This is a genomic window from Humisphaera borealis (assembly GCF_015169395.1).
GTDB classification, from domain to species: domain Bacteria; phylum Planctomycetota; class Phycisphaerae; order Tepidisphaerales; family Tepidisphaeraceae; genus Humisphaera; species Humisphaera borealis.
The window spans coordinates 3,652,431-3,671,550 of record NZ_CP063458.1; the positions used below are offsets into that span (position 1 = coordinate 3,652,431).

Genomic DNA, 19,120 nt, shown 5'->3' on the forward strand with positions numbered 1-19,120 from the left:
TCAAAAGGTCAACAAGACAGGTTTTCGAACGGGTCTTGGTGGGCTGAAGCCCACCCTACGTTTCCTACAAGGTCTCCCGACAAGCCCGATACAGGTCCTTCCACCCGTCCCTCTCTTTGACCACCGTCTCCAAGTACTCCTGCCACACCACACGATCCTGCACCGGATCTTTGATCACCGCACCAACCAGCCCCGACGCAATATCACTCGCCTTGATCGACCCATCGCCGAAGTGCGCCGCCAGCGCCAGACCGTTGTTCATCACACTAATCGCCTCGGCGGTGCTCAGGGTGCCGGTGGACTGTTTGAGCTTGCTCTTGCCGTCTTCGGTCTGGCCGTTCCGCAGCTCGCGGAAGATCGTCACCACCCGGCGGATCTCGTCGAGGCCGGTCAGCTCGGCGGGGATCTCCAGTGCCTTGCCGAGCGACTTCACCCGCTGCTGGACGATCGTGATCTCTTCGTCGGCCGTGTCGGGGACGGGGAGGATGACGGTGTTGAACCGCCGCTTGAGGGCGCTGCTCAGCTCGTTGACGCCTTTGTCGCGGTTGTTGGCCGTCGCGATGACGTTGAAGCCCTTGGCGGCCTGGACTTCTTCGCCGAGCTCGGGAATCGGCAGCGACTTTTCCGACAGGATGGTGATGAGCGAGTCCTGGACGTCGGCGGGAATGCGCGTCAGTTCTTCAATGCGGGCGATGGTGCCGGTGGCCATCGCTTTCATGAGCGGGCTCGACACCATTGCCTCGCGGCTGGGGCCCTTGGACAGCAGCAGCGCGTAGTTCCAGCCGTAGCGGATCTGCTCCTCGGCGGTCCCCGCCGTGCCCTGGACGACCTGCGTCGAATCGCCGCTGATCGCCGCCGCCAGGTGTTCGCTGAGCCAGCTCTTGGCGGTGCCCGGCACGCCGAGCAGCAGCAGCGCGCGGTCAGTGGCGAGCGTGGCGATCGCGACTTCGATCAGCCGGCGTTTGCCGATGTACTTGGCGGTGATCTCCATCCCGCCGGCCTTGCCGCCCAGGACGTACGTCGCCACGGCCCAAGGCGACAGCTTCCACTTGGGCGGGCGCTGCTTGTCATCGACTTCCTGCAACGCAGCCAGCTCGGCGGCAAACTGGTCCTCGGCGTGACGACGCAACACGCTTTCGACCCCCGATGAACTGGTGGCCGTACTGGCTGCGCCGTTCCCCTTCGCGGCCGGCGTTTCCTTCGCTTTTGTGCTCATGATGCGAACTCCGCTTGAATGTCGTGTCTCAGTTGCAGCGTCTGAAGGCAGGCGTCGAGCGCCTTGCGATTGGTCTCCCACGCCGGCTGGTTGGCGGCCGTCCAGCGGGACGACAGCTCGGGATATAGCGCCGGCGGAAATCGAAGGGCGATGCTCTCGAGTATCCAGGCCAGTCGATAGTCGTAATTGTTGTTCACGGATGCCGCGTGCCGGTCGATCTGCCCGGCGATCGCTTTGGCATTGGCGACATCGAACGAGAATTGCGACTGCTGCAGCAGTTGCGAGGTCAGCTCGATCGACGGCTGTGCTGTCGAAAAATACTCGGCCACGATCATCTGCCGATCCGTCGGCGCAAGCGCGTTCAGCAGGTCGAATTGCGGCGACCGCTTTGCAACCGGGTGCAGGACCAGCGCACGGATCCACGCGGCGTCCGGGTTACGTTTAGCGGCGTCGGTCCATGCGGCGGTGACGACGCCGGCAAAGTCTTTCGATAGTCCGATGACGCACGCCGATGGCTCTTCCTTCCAGAGCGATGACCAGTGCGTCGGTGGAACCGCCGATAGAATCTGCTGTGCCCACCATTGCTTCATGCCGGTGCCCTGAACGGCCTTCTCATTTACGCCGTCTCGCTGCCATGCCGGATCAAACGCAGCCGGCAAGTTGACATCGATGTTCCCGGTCTTGGAGCCTTTGGCGAATGTCAGTATTGCGGCCCCGCGTTCGGCCATGCGTTGAACGAACGCCGACGTCGGCAGTCGGGACAGCAATTCGGTCGTGGCGGCGCGGACCTGCTTGCTCTTGTCGTCCAGGGTCGATTCCAGGAACAGCTCGTCGGCGGCCGTCAGGCCGACCGCCAGCGTTTCGACGAACGCGGCCCGCTCGTCGGCGCCGTCTTCCTTCCAGGTGCCTTTGATGAGGTCGATCGCCCTGGCCGGGTCGACGGCGCGGAGCCGCCGAAGGGCCGAGATGCGTTGCTCTTTGCTGCCGGTGCCCCAGATCGCGGCGAAGTCTTCGGATTCGCCGACGGCGACCTGCCAGCGCGGGTTCATCGCCATCAGCCAGCCGGCGCGGGCGTCGCCGGCGGCGACGATCTTGTCGCGCAGGGGGCGGTACGATGCGGCGTAATCGAGCAATGACGGCAGCAAAGCGTGCGGCACGCGCTGTTTCGCGGTCGCGGCTGCCGTCAGCCATTCGTCCAGCAACTGCTGCTTGGCGGGCGTGTTGGTCATCGCCAGGATGCGGTCGAGCAGTTCCCCGACGCGGCGCGAGCAAGCCGGAAGCGCGTCCGGCGGGGCGGATGGGGGAAGCGCTTCGACCGCTGCCGGCGACCGGCCGCACGATTCATACCTTGCCGCGATCGCAACCGCGGACAGCAACTTCGCTTCGGGCGTCGCTGCCGTTGTATTCACCGAAGTGATCGCTTCGGCCAGCGGGCCGGTCGCCTCGGGCATTGCCGTGCCGCGGGCGGTGCCGATCAGCGCCGTCTTGACCAGTTCATCGACGATCATGCGGCGGCCTCCCCCGACACGGATTCACCTTGTACGACCAGAGCCCGGAACTCACCGCCTTGCATGACCGCTTGCGGGCGCAATCGGCTGCCGTCGAAGCCGGCGGCCACATCAACCGGCGCTCCGCCGGACATTGCCAGCAGCGTCCAGCCGGCCGAATCGGTCAGGACGGCGGGGAGGGTTCGACGGTCTGAGTCGATGAGCGACCAGCCGTTGCCGGTTCTCGCCGGGACGACTTGTCGCAGAGGGAGAACGACCTCGCCCAGCCAGGGCTGCTGAGCGCGAAGGAGCGAGATCGCATCACAGAGTGAATCAAGCTTGTCAAAGCCGTCGAGAGATGGGATGGCGGTCATGTCGCCACGCGTCTTGATCGCCGCCCGTACGCCGTTGCCGGGGAAATAACAGAGTTCCCCTTCGATGCTGAAGCCGGCGACCAGCGGCATTGTGAAAGGTGCGCTGCCATGGGCAAATGCCAGCACCAGCGCCGGCCTGCGCGAGGCGACGCCGAACAGCCAGGTGCGCGACACGCGCAGCCGATCCTCCTGCGTCACTTCCTGCGAGATGACCTGCCAGCGGTCCTTCACCGGAGGCAATGCCAGCACATCATCCTGCGAGATCGGCAAGCCGAGCGTGGCAAAGATGTCCTGTCGGGTGGGCTCGGGGAGCTGGTCGGCGCGTTCGTAGGCGCGGATGAGCAGTTCGAGCGAGGCGAGCTCTTCGACGAACGGCTTTTCCCACCCCGCGCCGGACGACGCGATCGTGCCGAGCGATTGAATGCGGCCCGAAGCGCCGGTCGCCTGGGCGTCGATCATCCGGCGGGCGGGCTCGTCGAAGAAAGCATAGCCACGGCTGGGCGCGGTCGCGATGCCGTTGCGCACCAGGTCGTGAATCCAGAGCCGTAGCGACGCCAAGCCCTCGGCGACGCGCTCCAGTCGTTTCTCGCGGCGTTTGGCCTGCGCAGCTTCGTCGACCGGTTTGGGGGGCGCTTCGGCCTTGGCCTTGGCTTTCTCGGCGCGCTCGGATCGGGTGGCGAGCCACTCGGTCACCCACGCGGGCTTCTCTGTCGCGGCGGCGACCTGATCGCCGGCGTAGAGCAGCATCAAACCAAGGCCGTGCTTGCACGGGAACTTTCGACTCGGGCAGGAACACTTGAACGCGGGTTCGGAAAGGTCGACCTGGGTTTGATAAGGCTTGGACCCGCTCCCCTGGCACTCGCCCCAGACGGCTTGCGCATCGGCACCGGACGTCACCCATTTGCGGGGCGACGCCAATCCCTGGCCGGCCTTGGCGCTGGCCGGGTCGGGGGCCAGTTGCAGGACGCGTTGCGTGGTCCACCCTTCCATGCGCCGGGAATTGGAGTGTCGGGCAGCGGGGATGTCAATGATTTAACGGCATCGTGACGAACTCACGCGGCGGCAGCGATGAGTCCGCTTGCCTCAACGACGGGGTGGGGTTTGAGTAGATGGATGTGTCCCCGGCGATTGAACCCGCCGTCGCCGCGCGTCGCCGTGATTCCCCGAAGGACCGTTATGCTGTCTGTTTGGCCGTTTGCCTCGCGCTCGATGCGTCATCGCACGTTCGGGAAGTTGAAGTCCGTGCGGAACGGGAAATTCTGGCAGGCACGGGTGGCGATGTCGCAAAGCCGCAAGCCCGTGAATCTGCACATCAGCGCAGGCGTTTCCGGCCCGACACCGGAGCAGGAAGGGTTGTTTCTCAGCCTGGCCGAGCAGTACCCGACCGTCCTCGGCACCGCCTTGAAAGCCGTTCACCAGGAGTACCAGCGCGTCCGCCTGAGTAAACCCCAGCTGAAGTGGCCCGCCGTCGGCGAGCTGGCCGACTTCGAACACCTCACGCCCCTAGATCGCATCTGGCTCGACGATCACGGCGGCCAGCAGTTCGTCTTCTCCTTCAACCACCGCGACGACAAAGACCACTCGTTTCACGTCTTCTTCGAAGGCGGGCGGGTGAAGTCGGTGGCGTCGGAACGGGAATGACGCGTTAATGAACACAAGTGGCGTGCCCGAGCGCCGGCAGCTAGCCAGACGATGGTCGCGATGACGATCACAGTGGCGCTCCCCTTCCGCTCCACTGAATTGGATCCGCCCCCCATGGCGCCCTCGCTATTGACCGCAACAAGGACTGCACCTGTCGCGACAAGCACGGCGGCACATCGAATGTACAAACAAAGACGATCGGGCTTTCGCAACACCCGACGCGTCGCATAGTCCAGTCGGAGCGGCGGACTGTTTCCCCTTTCAGGTGTTGGGTCGTTTTTCATCACTCCCCCGCCTTCAGCGCCACCACTTCTCCGTCCGACAGCCCGACGATCAGCTTCCCATCCAGCCACAGCAAATCGGCAACGCCCGATGGCATGACCTGCTCGGTCCGCGCGGCGCCGTCGGGGCCGAAGATCTGCACCATACCGCCCCAGTAGCAGACCGCCGTCAGGCCGGCTTCGGTGGCGCTGCGCTTGATCCGGCGGTCCTTCAGTACGTGGTCTGCCACGGTTTTGGGCAGCGGCTCAGACGGCCGGGGCGAGGCGATGACCGGCGCGGGGTCCTGCGACAGCACTTTGCCGCCGGGGTCGATCTGCGTTGCGGTGCCGTCGTGCGAGAAGACGGTCAGCTTCTGCTGCACTTCCTGCAACGACACCACGCGATCGGGCATCGACGCCCGCCAGAGCAGGGTCGCTTCGCCGGGGCGGGTCGCCTTGCTCGCCGGGGCGATACTGGTTGATGCCGGCCGTTCGCGCCTGGGCCGGCCGCCGGGCAGGTCGAAACCGGTCGAGAGTTCGGCGATGACGCCCGTCTGCGTTGGCGGGCGGTAGTCGAACGCGGACTGCCCCGCCGTCATCGACAGCAGTTCCTGCACGCTGACAGTCCAGCGGCCAGCGGGATCATTGACGGCCAGCGGAAGGTCCAACCGAAGCATTCCGCGCTCGGTGGATCGCCAAAGGTCGTATCGCACAACGCCGAGGGAATCGATCACACGGACGCGGAGCGGGATGGCACCGTTGAGCGTTCGGCCGTCGGTATCGGCGACCGACGCGCCCAGCTCCAGGCGGATCGGCAGCGGGCCCTGGTAGTGGCTGACGACCTGTGGCGACGACACCTGCACCCCGCCGATCGGCCTGGCGGTGCGGGCGAAGGCGCGGAGCTGACCGGCACCGAGGCGAAGAGTCGCGGCGACGCGCACGCCGTCCGACTTGAATCCCGCCGGCTGCCCGCTGATCGCGTCGTACACCGGCCCGCCGGCCAGCGGCAGGCTCAGCGTGGCCCGCGATGCCTTCGCCGCCAGCGGCTCACTGCCGGCGGCATCGTCCGGCGTGGCATTCACGACGAAGAAGTACTCGACGTCGCCGTAGGCGTGCCGGGTGACCAGCACCGTCGGCTGGTCGCACTCCATCGCCGGTCGAACGCCTGCCACTTCGAGCTTTGTTTTCATCGCCCGCGCCAGCGGCTCGGCGGCACGAAGGAGCGCCGCGGGCCTGCGCAGGCGGATGGCGTCGGCCGACTTTCCGTCGGTGAGGAGCTTGTCGATCGCGGCGAAGTGCGCGGTGTCGATCGCCGTGCCGAGCCTGGTCGCGCCGGGGATGTCGGCGGCGATATCGTCCGGCAAAAGCACCACGCCACCCGATTCAGCGTAGCGACCCAGCGTTCCGGCAAGCGCCGAGTCCGCAGGATCGGCCGACACCACCACCGCCGCGCGGTAGTGCCGTGCCAACGTGCCGTCGATCACGTCGGCCGGCGTAAGGATGTCCATCGGCTGGTGGATGGTCTGTCCCGCGATCCAGGCGATCAGGGCACGGTGGTGTTCGCCGGGGTCGCCGGGCGACGGTGAAACAAGCAGTGCGACGTTACAGCGCGTGGCCGGCATTGCCGTGAAGACCGTTCCCAGCCGCGCGGCGAGCTTGTTGGCCGCGGTCACCGCCTCCATCAATCGGGGTGAAGCGGCCGGTTCGTCGGCGGGCGCCGATCCAGCGAGGGGGCCGGCTGCTACGGCATGCTGACCGGCGACGAATGCGAGGTTTCGTTCCAACTGCCATGCGACGGGGTCGCGCGGCGACGTGCGCGCCAGGACGACTGCCGGGCGATCGCGGTCGCGGTCGCGGGCGTAGCTCAGCTCGAACTCGAATGAAGGCGCGAACCAGGCGGCGGAACTCGCTTCCGAGCTGCTGTCGGAAACTCCCTTCGCCCGCCGCAACGGATCGGTGATCGGCGGTAGCCACAAGCCCGGGAGCGCGGCGTCGCCGGGGGGCGTGGCGACGATCAGCGGCTCGGCCGCCTTCGACCACGCCGCCGAAACGTTCGGGCGGTCCGCCTGCGGAAGCAGCACGTTGAAACCCAGGCCGTCCTGTCCCCGCGGCGACAACTCGAGGGCAGAGCCATCGAAACCGGCGTCGATGATCTGGAAGCTGCTTCGGCGGATCGACGAATGCAGCTCAACGCCGAACGAACTGTTTGCCGCACCAACGGTCGTTGTGATGGCATACCGCCCGGGCCGCAGCACCCAAGGAGCGATCGTGGGACCCTGGGGATCGGGCTTTTCGCTGGGCGTCATCGCGCGCGAAATCGGTCGAAACGCCAGGCGAATTCTGGAGCCGTCGTCGCCGGCCAGCTGAACCTGGAGGTCAGGGGAAGTCGGATCGACCGCATTCCACGCGCCGGCGCGAAGAGGAATGGCTGAGGCGGTGTAGCGTTCCTCGCGGCCTGGTGCGACAACCGCCGGGCGGAGTTCTGCCGGCGGTAGCGCGGGAGAAGTAGCGGGCCCTGCCCCACTCGCAATCGCCAGCAGAGATGGCCCGCCCAGACCCAATGCCAGAACGGCGCTGGGCTTCCAAAGTCGCAAGCAATTGGTCATGCAGCCTCACGCTCGCCTAGCTCGTCCTGAAATTCCCGGATTGTTCCGGGACGCACCGGAGTTTACGTTGCGGCGGTCAGGAATCCGAAACCGGCGAGCCGCGGGGATGCACGGATGACGACGCTTTGTTCCCCGTGTCGAAAAGACGCAAGACGTCCGCCGCGGGCAAGCAGGTACGCTTGTTCATTCCATCCATCTGCAGGGAACTCAGATGCCGACTGTTCGATTCACGCAGAACATTCAGCGACACGTCGCCTGCCCGCCGGGCAATGTCGCCGCGACAACGGTTCGCGAGGCGCTGGAAGCCGTCTTTGCCGGTAATCCGGCGGCGCGGTCGGTCGTATGTGCTCGATGACCAGGGCCTGCTCCGCAAACATATGATTGTGTTCATAAACGGTGAGACGGTGCGCGACCGCGACCAGTTGACCGATGCGGTCACGGACGATGCAGAGATCTATGTAATGCAGGCGCTATCCGGGGGATGATTGCGGTCGCCCGGCAGACGCAGACGCCGGGATTCCCCGTACGCAGATTCGCAATAATTCGCCTGTCTTTCCATTGCCGAGCGAAGTCCGGCCGAGCGAATCAGAAAGATTGCATTTTCCTCGCTTTGCCAGGAGTTTTTCGCTGGCACTGCGGGTCATTCCCGATACGCTCGGGCCGACTTGCCAACCTTCATTTGTGACCGGCACTAACCGGTAGAAGGCCGCTTTTGATTTCGCCACGCCGTCCTGTTGTTCAATCGAAGTTCGTCGAAATCCTGGAATCGCGATGTCTCCTCGCCGCTCAGCTGGCGACGGATGTCGGGCGACTGGTGTTCAACGACCCCGCCAACGGCGCTGCCAGCAGCGCTCGGTCGGTCGTCGTGCGCAACACCGGCGACCAGACCCTGACGATTCGCAGCCTTGCGCTCGGCGGTGCGTCGCCGGGGCAGTTTCGGTTGCTGGCTTCGCCGGCCAGCGTCGCGCCGGGAGGGTCGCTGTCGATCCCTGTGTCCTTCGCGCCGACGACGATCGGCCCCAAGGGCGCAACACTGATCATCAGCAGCAACGCGTCCAACCTGCCGGCGCAGACGATCACGCTTCGAGGCCTGGGCACGCGCGGGCTGCAGGGTGCCAATGAGCCGTCGCTCCAGTGGATCCTGGACACCTACCAGATTCCGGTGAAGGTCGGCGATTCCAACGCCGCCGAGGCAACGCTGGACCTGCCGGCGCGGACGCCGAACGATGAGATCGCCGCACAGATGTTCCGCAAGGCCGGCAGCGGCGTCGTCAGCCTGACGCCGATCGCCATCTTCAGCAACGCGTCGAACCCGGGCGCGATCGCCGGCTACTACCGCACCAACGCCGCCGGCGCGGTCTCGCGAACGCAGCTCTACACGGTTCCGTCGGCCGATGTGCAAACGCTGAACCCGCGCGTGCAGGGGACGAGCAGTTTCGACCCTGGCGCCGACGCTTTCGGCCTGTACACCACCTGGCCCGCACAGGCATACCGCACGGTCTACACCGAGGACTTCCGCAATACGTTCATTTCGCCGGCAAGCAAGCGCCGGATGTTCCGCGCCTATCCACTCAAGACCGCAACCGGCAGCATCGTGCCCAACGCCTACGTGATCGGGAACGAGGAGGCGTTCAACAACGACCTCCAGGACGGCGTGTTCATCATCCGCAACGTAGTGCCGCTGGCGGTGGGCGAACCGTCCGCCGGCGCGTCGCCGCCACCGGTGCCCGGGACGACGCTGTACCAAGCGGAATCGGCGATCCTGAGCGGTGCCGCACGGTCGTCGGCCAATGCCGGCTTTTCCGGGACGGGTTACGCCGACTTCGTCAACGCCAGCAACGACTCGGTCCGCTGGAGTGCCCGCAGTTCGACCGCCGCCACGCGTACTCTGACCTTCCGGTATGCCAACGGCGGATCGAGCGATCGGCCGCTGGAACTGCGCGTGAATGGCGTGGTGGTACGGAGCCGGCTTTCGTTCGCCGCGACGGGTTCCTGGTCCACCTGGCGAACAGTCAGCCTGACGGTCAGCCTGGTCGCCGGAAGCAACAACATTCAGCTTACGGCGATCGGCGCGAGTGGGGCGAACATCGACTGGCTGTCGGTGGGATGAAGTGCGGCCGCTAATAGGGCCTACGCCGACCACCACTGGCGGCTACAAGCTCGCCAGGCTCTCGATCACCGCATGAGGCTTGAGTTGCGGCGACGCATGTTCCGCGTCGGATCGCGTCGCGACGCCGGTCAAGGTCAGGATCGTCTTCATCCCGACGCCGTTGGCCCCCAGGATGTCGCTCTCGAGGTTATCCCCGATCAATACACACCGCTGTGGATTAACGCCCAGGCGACGGCACAACTCGTTGAAGAAACGCGGCTCCGGCTTGCCGCAGTAGACCGGCTTCTTATTGGCGGCGTAAGCGAACATTGCCGTGAACGCCCCGACCCCAAACTCCATCCCGCGCGGGCTCGGGTAGACGCGGTCGGCACAGATAGCGACCAGCTCGGCGGCACCCCGCAACTGGACCAGCGCCGCCCGCAGTCGGTCCTCGGTCGCGTGGACGTTCACTGGAACGCCACAGATCACCGCATCGCACGGTGAATGGTCGTCCTTCACCCAGGTCACTTTGCCCTCAAGCATTTCGTCTACGCCGCTGGTGCTGATGTTCAGGACGCGCGGCCCCTGCGGGAATCGCTGCAATACGTAGTCGCACGCGGCGGAGGCGGCGGTGTAGATGTGCGCCGGATCGACCTCAACGCCCATCCGCTTCAGCCGCGAAACCAGTTGATGCGGGCTGGTCGTGCTGTTGGTCAGGCAGGCATAGGGCTGCCCGATCTTCTGCAGACGGAGGATAAGTTCCACCGCGCCGGGCAGCGCGTGGTCCTCGTGGTAAACCGTGCCGTCGAGATCGAGCAGGACGGCCTGGTACTGGGAAAGATCGAGAACGGAACGATGGTCGGACCCTTGGCTCACGTACCGGAGTGTAGGGGCGTGCGAACCGGTGTAAAGAACGCTTACGCGATTGCAATCTTCTTGTAGGCGTCGCCTTCGTTGAGCGTGGCTCGCTCGGGCCGGCCTTTATGGAAGTACGTGAGCTTGCTGTGATCCATGCCCATCAGGTGCAGGATCGTCGCGTGCAGGTCGTGGACGTGCAGCCGGTCTTCGACGGCGTGCAGGCCGATTTCGTCGGTGCTGCCGATGGTTCGCCCGCCGATCACGCCACCGCCGGCCATCCACATGGTGAAGCCCGTCGGGTTGTGATCGCGACCGTCGCCCTTCTCGCTCATGGGTGTACGACCGAACTCGCCACCCCAGATGACCAGCGTGCTGTCCAGCAGTCCGCGGCTCTTGAGGTCTTTGATCAGGCCGGCGACGGGCAGATCGGTCTGCCCGAAGAGGCCGCCGTGGTTGCTTTCGATCTTGCTGTGCGCATCCCACTTGCTGCCGGCACCGCTGTAAAGCTGAACGAACCGTACGCCACGCTCGACGAGCCGACGGCTTAGCAGGCACATGCGGCCGAAGGTTTCGGTCTTCTTGTCGTCCAGACCGTAGAGCCGGCGGGTTGCTTCGGATTCCGAGGCAATATCAACCGCCTCGGGGGCTTCGGCCTGCATACGGAACGCCAGCTCGTAGCTCTTGATGCGGGCGTCGAGCTCGGTCAGGTCCTGACGGTTGCCGGCGTGCTGTCTGTTGAGATCCGCCAGCAACGCAAGCTTCGCCCGCTGTCGGTCGTCGCCGACGGCTCCGGGTGTCCGCAGATTGCTGATCGCCTCGTTCTGTGCCGACAGCTTGGTGCCCTGGAAGACGGCGGGCATGAAGCCCGCGCCCCAGTTGCGCGGGCCGTTCACGACCGAAGTGTTGCTGTCGGTCAGCACGCAGAACGCGGGCAGATTCTGGTTCTCGGTGCCCAGGCCGTAGGTCGTCCAAGCCCCCAGCGAGGGGCGGCCGGCCAGGATGCTGCCGGTGTTCATCTGGCAGACGCCGCCGGAGTGATTGATGCCGTCGGACACGCAAGACCGCACCACGCAGATGTCGTCGGCCAGGTCGTGCATGTGCGAAACCCACTCGCTCATCCACATGCCGCTTTTGCCACACTGCTTCCACTGCCGCGGGCTGCGCATCAGGGGGGCGTTGTATTCACCCATCGCGGTGATGACCGGCTTAAAGCTTGGTGGCAACTGCTGGCCGTGAAGCTTGTTGAGCAGCGGCTTGGGGTCGAATGTGTCGATGTGGCTCGGGCCGCCTTCCATGAACAGGAAGATGATGTTCTTGGCTTTGCCGAAGTAGTGCGGGGCACGGGCGGCGAGGTTGGCGATCGTCTGAGACGCGCTGGGCTTGCCGCCTACGCGGGCCAGGGCGTCGTCGGCACCGCTGGTGGCGGCGGAGGCCTGCTGGCTCATGAGGTAAGCCGCCGCCATCGCGCCAAATCCGCCGCCGGAGCGGGCCAGGAACTCGCGCCGGCTCCGCGGGGTTTCGTGGTGAGGAACGCCGAAGTTGTGGGTGAGGTTGGACATCTTGGTTTCACTCCTGATTCCCGCTCCCCGGCGGCCGGGGAGAGGGAGCAATCAATCGACGTACAGGAACTCATTGGAGTTCAAGAGCACATGGCACAGGTCGATCAACGCCGGGTCGATCTTCAGTGCCGACGCAGGCGCGACTGTTGTCGCCTTGGGTTCGGTCTTCGACTTCACCGCCTTGCTCGTCATCCGCACCAGGTCCGGCGTACGGCCGGCGACTTCTTTCAGGAAGCCCGGCGACTCTTCAAAACGCCAGTGACCGACGATCTCTTTCAGCTCGCCATCGTTCCAGAGAATGTCTTCAGCCTTGGCCGTGGCGGTCGCGATGCGGACTTCGCCAATGAGGCCGTCCCAGCCATGGGCCGGCTTGCCCGAAGGGTCGTCGCGGCCACCGATCATCAGCGGCGACGCCGACGCGATCGGTCCGGTGACGGTATGTTTCACCTTCGCGGTTCGCAGCGGCGCATCCATGTCGCCGACTTCCTTCATCCAGAAGGTGATCCCCTTGTCGCTGGTGTCGGTCATTTTCACCGTCACGCCGACGTAGTAGACCTTGTGAAGTTCCAACCGAAGATTTGAAGCGATCACTTCGTATCCGCCTTTGCGGCCTTCGGCCTCGGCGCCGATGACCTGAAGAATCAGGTTCCGCGGCTGATGCTTCGACTTTTCGCTCGTGACGCCCAGCGACCAGCCCGGCGAAGTCTGCACGCCATTCCACTGGCTCGCGATCACCCGGACATTGGCGTTTTCGTAGATCGATTCGAGCAGGACATAGGCTTCGATCGTGAACTCGTCGCCGAACAACTTGCCGTCGCGCGGCATCTTCAGCATGTCGACGGGGTTGGCATTGCGCATCAGCACGGCCTGCCCGCCGGTCTGCGGCATGACCTGCGTGATGGGCATTTCGTTGATGTCGTTCATCGGGTCGTGGTCGGGCGACGAAGGCTTGGTGGCAGGCGTGGCTGCAGGCGTCGCGACCGCGACGACCGGTGCCTTTCGTTCCTGCGACAGGAAGGCCACGACCGCCTTGCGTTCGGCGTCGGTCGGAAGCCGGCCGAAGGCGATCTTGTAGGCAGTCTCGGCGCGGGACGCAGGATCGGCCGAGGGGGATTCCTTTGCCAGCCGCTGCGCGAACGCCGCCGCTCGCTTGAGCACCCAGTCTCCATTGACCATCAACAGCGACTGCGTCGGCGTGGTCGTCACGTTTCGATTCGCGACCGACCCGAAACTCTCGGCGACATCGAAGACTTCCAGCAGCGGGTCCCGGGCATTGCGGACCAGCTTCGTGTGGATCGTCCGCGCCGGTGCGGTGTAATCGATCGACGGGCCGGACGTGACGTCCAGTTTGAGCTCGCCGCTCGCAGCCAGCATCGCGTCGCGGATCTGTTCGGCCTGCAGTCGCCGGGTGTCGAACCGCCAGTGCAGCCGGTTCTCAGGATCCTTCAGCTTCGCGATTTCGGGCACCTCACGGAGCGCGGCCTGGCGATACGTTGCCGACGTCATGATGAGCCGGTGCATCGCCTTCATGCTCCAGCCGCCTTCGATGAAGCGGGCGGTCAGGTAGTCGAGCAGTTCAGGATGGCTTGGCTTTTCGCCGAGGGTGCCGTAGTCGCTGCTGGTTCGCACCAGCCCGTGGCCGAAATGCCACTGCCAGATCCGGTTGGCAATCACGCGGGTCGTCAGCGGGTTGGTCGGCGTGGTGATCCAGTTCGCCAGCGCGGTACGGCGACCGGTGGACGTCTGGCTCGCGGTGATTGCCGGGGTCGGGAGCTTCAGGTGATCCAGCACGACCGGGTAACCCGGATCGAGGTGTCGCTTTTGCGGGTCGCCGGGAATCATCGTCGGCGGCGCGACCGGGCCGACATCGGTGGCGCAAAGCGCCGTCGGCAGTTCCTTCGGGCGGTCGTCGTCATACTTCGACAACTCGATTCGCAAGGCAACCAGACGATCCTTTTCAGCCCCCTTGATGCGGTCGTCGAGCTTCAGCAGATCGCCGTCGACCTGCCGCTGCACCAGGTAAGTGAGCTGCTTCTCGTACGGAAGCTGCTGGTCGTAAGGCTTGCTGACCATCGCCTGCACTTCAGGCGGGAACCGGCCGATCATCCGCTCGGTGATGAACTTGCGCGCCGGCGCCTCAATGGCGGCAATTTCGTCGCGGAGCTTCTTTGTCTTCGCTTCCCACTTGGCCATCTCTGCGTTGTACGACTTGAGGTCAACGCCGGGCGAAGCGGGCAGATCATTGCGGGGCAAGATCGGCTTAAGGAATGCCTGCAGCCGGAAATAGTCGGTCTGGAGAATCGGGTCGAACTTGTGGTCGTGGCAACGGGCGCAGCCCATCGACAGACCGATGAACGCGTCGCTGGTGACGTCAGTCAGGTCATTAATGCTGTCAGACCACTGGCCTTCGGCATTCTTCTGGTTGTATTCGTACATCCCGTGCCGCAGGTACCCGGTGGCGATGCGGGCTTCGGACGAATCGGGGAACAGTTCGTCGCCGGCCAATTGTTCCTTGACGAACTGGTCGTACGGCTTGTCGGCGTTCAATGACGCGACGACGTAATCGCGGTACATCCACGCGTTGGTGCGATACGCGTCCTGACGGAAGCCGTCGCTCTCGGCGTAGCGAACGACGTCCAGCCAATGCCGGCCGTATCGTTCGCCATAGTGCGGGCTGGCGAGGAGTCGATCGATCAGTTTTTCGTAGGCGTCAGGCGACTTGTCGGCGACGAATGCATCGATCTCGGCCGGCGTCGGCGGAAGGCCGGAAAGATCGAATGTCGCCCGGCGGATGAGCGTGACCCGATCGGCTTCCCTCGCCGGCGAAAGCCCTTCAGACTGCAGCCTGGCCAGTACAAAACGGTCGATCGCGTTCTTCGACCAGTTGTCGTCGGCGATGGCAGGCGGGGCCGAATCCTTCACCGGCTGGAACGACCAGAACTGGCGATCCTGATCGCGGATCGTCCGCTTCTTTCCCACCAGGCCGCCGACCGCTGCGATCTTCGCGTCCGTTGCCGGCCAGGGGGCACCCATGGCGACCCAATCGGTCAGCACCTTGATCTTGTCGGCGGACAACTCCTCGTCCGGCGGCATCTGCAAGTCCTGATCCTTGTAGCCAATCGCCTTGATGAGCAGCGACTTGGAAGGATCGCCGGCGACCAGCGCCGGGCCGGTATCTCCTCCCTTAAGCGTATCGGCGAGCGTATCGAGGCGGAGGCGGCCCTTCTGCTTGGATTCGCCGTGACATTTGACGCAGCTTTCGACCAGGACCGGCCGAACCTTGGATTCAAAGAACTTGGCCTGCTCCGGCGTCGGCTCGCCCGAGGCGGCCACCGCCGGGCGGGCCGACAACAGGACCGACGCCGTCAACGCGACCAGAAACCCGCGACGCAACGCCGAATCGACGACAGAAGACTTCCCGGGCGACCGCGACTTGATCCCTAGCTGTCGTGCCATCGTGCGCTCTCATTCGCTCAGTGAGGAGATATCTGGTGTCGCAATGCGGCGACTCCGCCGCTTGATAAAGGGTGCCGCCGATAACCCCACCTTGATCAACCACTACCCATCGGGGAGTGTCCGCTTCAATGTTACTTACGCTGCCGAAGACGCTGAGTTGACCGCGATTCGTCCGCGATGCACCGCCGCAACGGCGGACGGTAAAGGATATCGTTCGGCGCGACGTCGGGGCAATCCTGACTTTGCAGCATTTGATATCCATTTGACGCATGCCAACAATGGCACCAGACCGCATGTCCAGCAGCCTGACCCCCATCAATTCCCCCCGGTACAAGGGTCGCTTTGCCATTGCCGCACCGGAAGTGGGAATTCCGTATCTCGCCGAGGCAGGGTTGGAGATCACGTCGCCCCACGAACGCCATGCGCACAACGAGATCCAGGTGATCTGGGTGCTCGAAGGGGACATGGGGATGGAAATCGGCTCCCATGCGGTACACGTCAAAGGGGGAAAGGGCCTCATTCTCCTGCCGGACCACAAGCATCGGGTGGTCCTGCCTTCGGACATGGCACGCGCCCGTTCGCGGATCATCGACCTGCGACTCGTGGATGATCGCAACAATGCGATGGCCGCTTTCGTGCGGGAGCTGTCGCCCCATGTGCCGCTGGGCGGCAGCGTGACGGCAATCGCAGGCGGCGCAGACCGGCTTCGTCACGCCCGCAGCTTTGCCGGCGCCGAGCGGACGGCACGGATGCTGTCGGCGGTGTGGGATCTGCTGGCAGGACTTTCGTGCGAGCCGGTCGGCCCGTCGGACGACGCCGGGCAGCGACGACTGCTGCGCGCCGAACAATTCATGCGCGACCATTTATCGGACGCGATCGGCGTCGATACGGTCGCCGAGCATGTCGGTCTTTCCCGCAGTCAGCTCACGCGGCTGATGAAGAGGGGTCGCAATATGGGGCCTGCCGAGCTGTTGCGAAAGCTGAGGGTTGTCCGGGCAGAGGAGCTGCTGCAACAAAGCACTTTGTCGATCAAAGAGATATCCCGCGTCTGCGGCTTTGCATCCCAGCATCACTTCTCTCGCGTCTTCTTTGCGTCGACCGGAAAACGGCCGACCGCGTCTCGATGAGGTCCGAATGCTGCGAGTGCTAAGAGTTCCACTGACCTCCTGTCGGGTGGGCAGCGTAATTGCTTATGTCGATGTAACTCTTTTCCGAAGAATCTTTTGAGTGCTGAGAACTGTGAGTTATGCTACGCGTACTACTCTCGCTGCTGAGGTGGGGCTCGGTACGCGAATGTTAGGATGTTTTACACCCTGGATTGACACCTGAGAGAGGTATTCTTGCGACCCACATGGCCGCATCTTGTTGTTTTGACTGTTGTTGTTGTCGGTAGCTTTGCGGCCGGACTGACCTTTCGTGCCTCCGGCGTGACTCCGGGATCCAAGGGAAAGCCGGGCGCCACAGCGCCGTCGTCGCGACTGTCTTCGGATCGCACCGGCCCCTGGGGCGACCTTCGCGTGACGCGGATCGTCATCGAGCCGCTGGAATCCGCTGCCGCCGCATTGATTCCGCCGGAACCAACCCGCTGGGTCTTGCCGCAGCAATCTCCGGTCGGTGTCGAGCGGATGTTGGCCGACTCGGGAATGGACCCGGCGCTGATTCGCCGTATCGCACCCACAATCTCGTGGGATCCGGCTCTGGGCGCATCGGTCGTTCAACCAGATGTTGAGGCGGTGATGGCTATTCCGCCCAAGGTACGGGCGGACTTCTACCTGGAATTGTCGCGGTATCCCGTCAACCAGTACCAGGCCAAGCCGTTCCGATTCCGACAGGCATTCGTCAACCAATGGTTCGAGGCCGCGTCGCTGTCAGACAAGACGCTGGGAATTCTCAAGCGCCTTCTCTATACGCGCGGCGATACGGTGTTTATCTCCGACGTGCAGGCGGCGTGTGCGCAGATCGATTCGAAGGACGAGCAGGCCAAGATGCTCAAGGCGCTTTCGCGCACTTCAACCCTGCTGGTGAACCTGGTCATTCGCCCGGACACCGATATCGACGCGTTGACCAGCTACTGGGGGTTCGGCAAGCGGCTGCGCGACGTTCGGCCGATCCTGGAATCGCTCAAGCGTGTGCCCCAGGGAATGCCGCTGGATATCTCGCACCTGCTGACACGGTTCGCCCGCAAACGGCTGTACGCCTTCCCCGCACGTGACGGCAAGTCACTCGACCCGCTGTACGACTGCCACTGGTCGAGCATGAACTTCTGGAACGATCCGCCGGACGATCGCCTCAACGAAACGTCTTTCGTCGTGCATACGATCATGACGGACTACGTGAAGGTCGCCGAAGGGGATTTTCGCTTCGGCGATGTGGTGCTGCTGGGCAAGTCGGAAGATGAGCTGATTCACTCCTGTGTCTACATCGCCGACAACATCGTCTTTACCAAGAACGGACCATCGCACCTGACCCCGTGGGTACTGATGGAACTCGACGACCTGTTGGCCTACTACGAGATGCCGGACCGCTCGGCGGTGCGCGCCTACCGGCCCAAAGACGTCAGCGAGCGGTAGACCGATCCCCCGGGCATCAGGCAACGCCGCCCAGCCACCGTTCGATGTGTGCCGAATAAACCGACATCAGGATTGCCAGCAACAGCAGCCCCGCGCCGCACAACCGCCAGGCCAGTTTCGAGCCACCGGCCGACATCTCGGTGTTTCCCCACCAGTGTCCCACCAGCCAGACCGCGACGACGCTCCACAGCCCGCGCGAGTTGTAGACCACGTTGATCTCGGTCACTCGATCGACCATCGTGATGGTCGTGATCAGCAGCATTGATTGCAGTGCGATCAGGGCCGACCCAACCAGCAGGGGCACGGCGGCTTCACGTGAGATCCTGAGTGACGGCCCGTCGAAAAAGGGGACCATCGCTAGCGAATACACTGCCCCGATGCCGAACATGAGCGGCAGCAGCCGCCCGCTGCCCCACGCCGGCGACCAGCGGCGGACCATGACATCGAATATGGCATAGCACGCCGCCGCCGCGAGCGACGAGACCACCGTCCTGCCGACGTTCTTCTTGCCGCCCGACCCGCCGCGATTGAGTACCCCAATGCCCAGCGCGCTCATCGCCGCGGACATCCATACCGGCCACGCAAGGCGATTCCCCAGAATCAGCGTCGCGAAGAACGCGACGAAGATCACCTTCGTTCCCACGACGGGCGTCGCGATCGACACGTCGCCTTTGTTCAGTGCGTACATCGTGCACGCCTGACCGACGACAAACGCGAGCGCGATCAACGCCGGCTGCCACAGCGGCATGGGCCCGGCGGTGGAAGGCATGAAGATCGGGAACAGCGCCATCGGCGAAAACAGCACCGCTGTCGTCACATTGCTGACGAACGCCGTCCGCCAGATTCCCGCCCCGGCCTGGCTCGCCCGCTTGAGCGATAGCGCTCCGGCGACATAGATCAAACTGCTGGCGAGTGGGAACAGCAGAAACAACTGAGATTCAACCGGCGCGGCGGCAAGGAACATGGCGAAGTTGTAGGGTCCGCCTTGGCGGACGCAAGGGGGA

General features: G+C 64.4%; 12 protein-coding genes and 1 pseudogene. 5 read left to right on the forward strand and 8 right to left on the reverse strand.

Annotated features, from left to right (window positions below; translation table 11 throughout):
- Positions 1 to 64 precede the first annotated feature (64 nt).
- Genes IPV69_RS13620 through IPV69_RS13630 form a run of 3 tightly spaced genes read right to left on the reverse strand, consistent with a single transcriptional unit; the run spans position 65 to position 4,067 of the window.
- Entirely contained in the window at positions 65 to 1,216 is a 1,152-nt protein-coding gene (locus IPV69_RS13620; protein WP_206290227.1) for an ATP-binding protein, read from the reverse strand.
- Positions 1,213 to 2,724: a DUF5691 domain-containing protein gene (locus IPV69_RS13625; RefSeq protein WP_206290228.1), complete on the reverse strand. Its 1,512-nt coding sequence runs from the start codon at positions 2,722 to 2,724 to the stop codon at positions 1,213 to 1,215. Before IPV69_RS13625 ends, IPV69_RS13620 begins: the two co-directional genes overlap by 4 nt.
- Positions 2,721 to 4,067, reverse strand: a complete 1,347-nt coding sequence (locus IPV69_RS13630) for an SWIM zinc finger family protein (RefSeq protein WP_206290229.1) — start codon at positions 4,065 to 4,067, stop codon at positions 2,721 to 2,723. The genes IPV69_RS13625 and IPV69_RS13630 overlap by 4 nt, the downstream gene beginning before the upstream one ends.
- 186 nt (positions 4,068 to 4,253) lie before the next feature.
- Between IPV69_RS13630 and IPV69_RS13635 the strand changes: the two genes are divergently transcribed.
- Positions 4,254 to 4,718 carry a hypothetical protein gene (locus tag IPV69_RS13635; RefSeq protein ID WP_206290230.1) on the forward strand — a complete coding sequence of 155 codons (465 nt, stop codon included), beginning with the start codon at positions 4,254 to 4,256 and terminating at the stop codon, positions 4,716 to 4,718.
- A gap of 283 nt (positions 4,719 to 5,001) precedes the next feature.
- Here the strand turns inward: IPV69_RS13635 and IPV69_RS13640 are convergent, their stop codons facing one another.
- Positions 5,002 to 7,584, reverse strand: a complete 2,583-nt coding sequence (locus IPV69_RS13640) for a hypothetical protein (protein ID WP_206290231.1) — start codon at positions 7,582 to 7,584, stop codon at positions 5,002 to 5,004.
- Positions 7,585 to 7,795: 211 nt separating this feature from the next.
- On the opposite strand from IPV69_RS13640, the pseudogene IPV69_RS27950 reads away from it, so the two are divergent.
- Both IPV69_RS27950 and IPV69_RS13650 read left to right on the forward strand, forming a co-directional pair.
- A pseudogene (locus IPV69_RS27950) lies at positions 7,796 to 8,069 on the forward strand (MoaD/ThiS family protein).
- A gap of 227 nt (positions 8,070 to 8,296) precedes the next feature.
- A complete protein-coding gene (locus tag IPV69_RS13650; protein WP_206290233.1) occupies positions 8,297 to 9,694 on the forward strand; it encodes a choice-of-anchor D domain-containing protein in 1,398 nt (465 codons plus the stop codon).
- Positions 9,695 to 9,736: 42 nt separating this feature from the next.
- Here the strand turns inward: IPV69_RS13650 and IPV69_RS13655 are convergent, their stop codons facing one another.
- From IPV69_RS13655 to IPV69_RS13665, 3 genes are read right to left on the reverse strand one after another with little or no spacing between them, the layout of a single operon-like run.
- Complete coding sequence (locus IPV69_RS13655) at positions 9,737 to 10,549, reverse strand: HAD-IIA family hydrolase (protein WP_206290234.1); 813 nt, start codon at positions 10,547 to 10,549, stop codon at positions 9,737 to 9,739.
- A gap of 41 nt (positions 10,550 to 10,590) precedes the next feature.
- Entirely contained in the window at positions 10,591 to 12,090 is a 1,500-nt protein-coding gene (locus IPV69_RS13660; protein WP_206290235.1) for a DUF1501 domain-containing protein, read from the reverse strand.
- Between the two features lie 51 nt (positions 12,091 to 12,141).
- Positions 12,142 to 15,546, reverse strand: coding sequence for a DUF1549 domain-containing protein (locus IPV69_RS13665; protein ID WP_206290236.1), 3,405 nt, complete (start codon positions 15,544 to 15,546; stop codon positions 12,142 to 12,144).
- A 293-nt stretch (positions 15,547 to 15,839) separates the two neighbouring features.
- Here IPV69_RS13665 and IPV69_RS13670 point away from each other — a divergent pair, with 293 nt between their 5' ends.
- Positions 15,840 to 16,673: an AraC family transcriptional regulator gene (locus IPV69_RS13670; RefSeq protein ID WP_206290237.1), complete on the forward strand. Its 834-nt coding sequence runs from the start codon at positions 15,840 to 15,842 to the stop codon at positions 16,671 to 16,673.
- A 213-nt stretch (positions 16,674 to 16,886) separates the two neighbouring features.
- Positions 16,887 to 18,116 (forward strand): hypothetical protein, encoded by a 1,230-nt coding sequence (locus IPV69_RS13675; protein WP_206290238.1) that lies wholly within the window; start codon positions 16,887 to 16,889, stop codon positions 18,114 to 18,116.
- A 16-nt stretch (positions 18,117 to 18,132) separates the two neighbouring features.
- On the opposite strand, the gene IPV69_RS13680 is transcribed toward IPV69_RS13675, so the two are convergent.
- A complete protein-coding gene (locus IPV69_RS13680) occupies positions 18,133 to 19,080 on the reverse strand; it encodes a DMT family transporter (protein WP_206290239.1) in 948 nt (315 codons plus the stop codon).
- Between the last annotated feature and the right edge of the window lie 40 nt (positions 19,081 to 19,120).

Coding starts and splice junctions, on each gene's coding strand:
- IPV69_RS13620 (WP_206290227.1), bottom strand. CDS start 1,216: ATGAGCACAAAAGCGAAGGAAACGCCGGCCGCGAAGGGGAACGGCGCA.
- IPV69_RS13625 (WP_206290228.1), bottom strand. CDS start 2,724: ATGATCGTCGATGAACTGGTCAAGACGGCGCTGATCGGCACCGCCCGC.
- IPV69_RS13630 (WP_206290229.1), bottom strand. CDS start 4,067: ATGGAAGGGTGGACCACGCAACGCGTCCTGCAACTGGCCCCCGACCCG.
- IPV69_RS13635 (WP_206290230.1), top strand. CDS start 4,254: ATGCTGTCTGTTTGGCCGTTTGCCTCGCGCTCGATGCGTCATCGCACG.
- IPV69_RS13640 (WP_206290231.1), bottom strand. CDS start 7,584: ATGACCAATTGCTTGCGACTTTGGAAGCCCAGCGCCGTTCTGGCATTG.
- IPV69_RS13660 (WP_206290235.1), bottom strand. CDS start 12,090: ATGTCCAACCTCACCCACAACTTCGGCGTTCCTCACCACGAAACCCCG.
- IPV69_RS13665 (WP_206290236.1), bottom strand. CDS start 15,546: ATGGCACGACAGCTAGGGATCAAGTCGCGGTCGCCCGGGAAGTCTTCT.
- IPV69_RS13670 (WP_206290237.1), top strand. CDS start 15,840: ATGTCCAGCAGCCTGACCCCCATCAATTCCCCCCGGTACAAGGGTCGC.
- IPV69_RS13680 (WP_206290239.1), bottom strand. CDS start 19,080: ATGTTCCTTGCCGCCGCGCCGGTTGAATCTCAGTTGTTTCTGCTGTTC.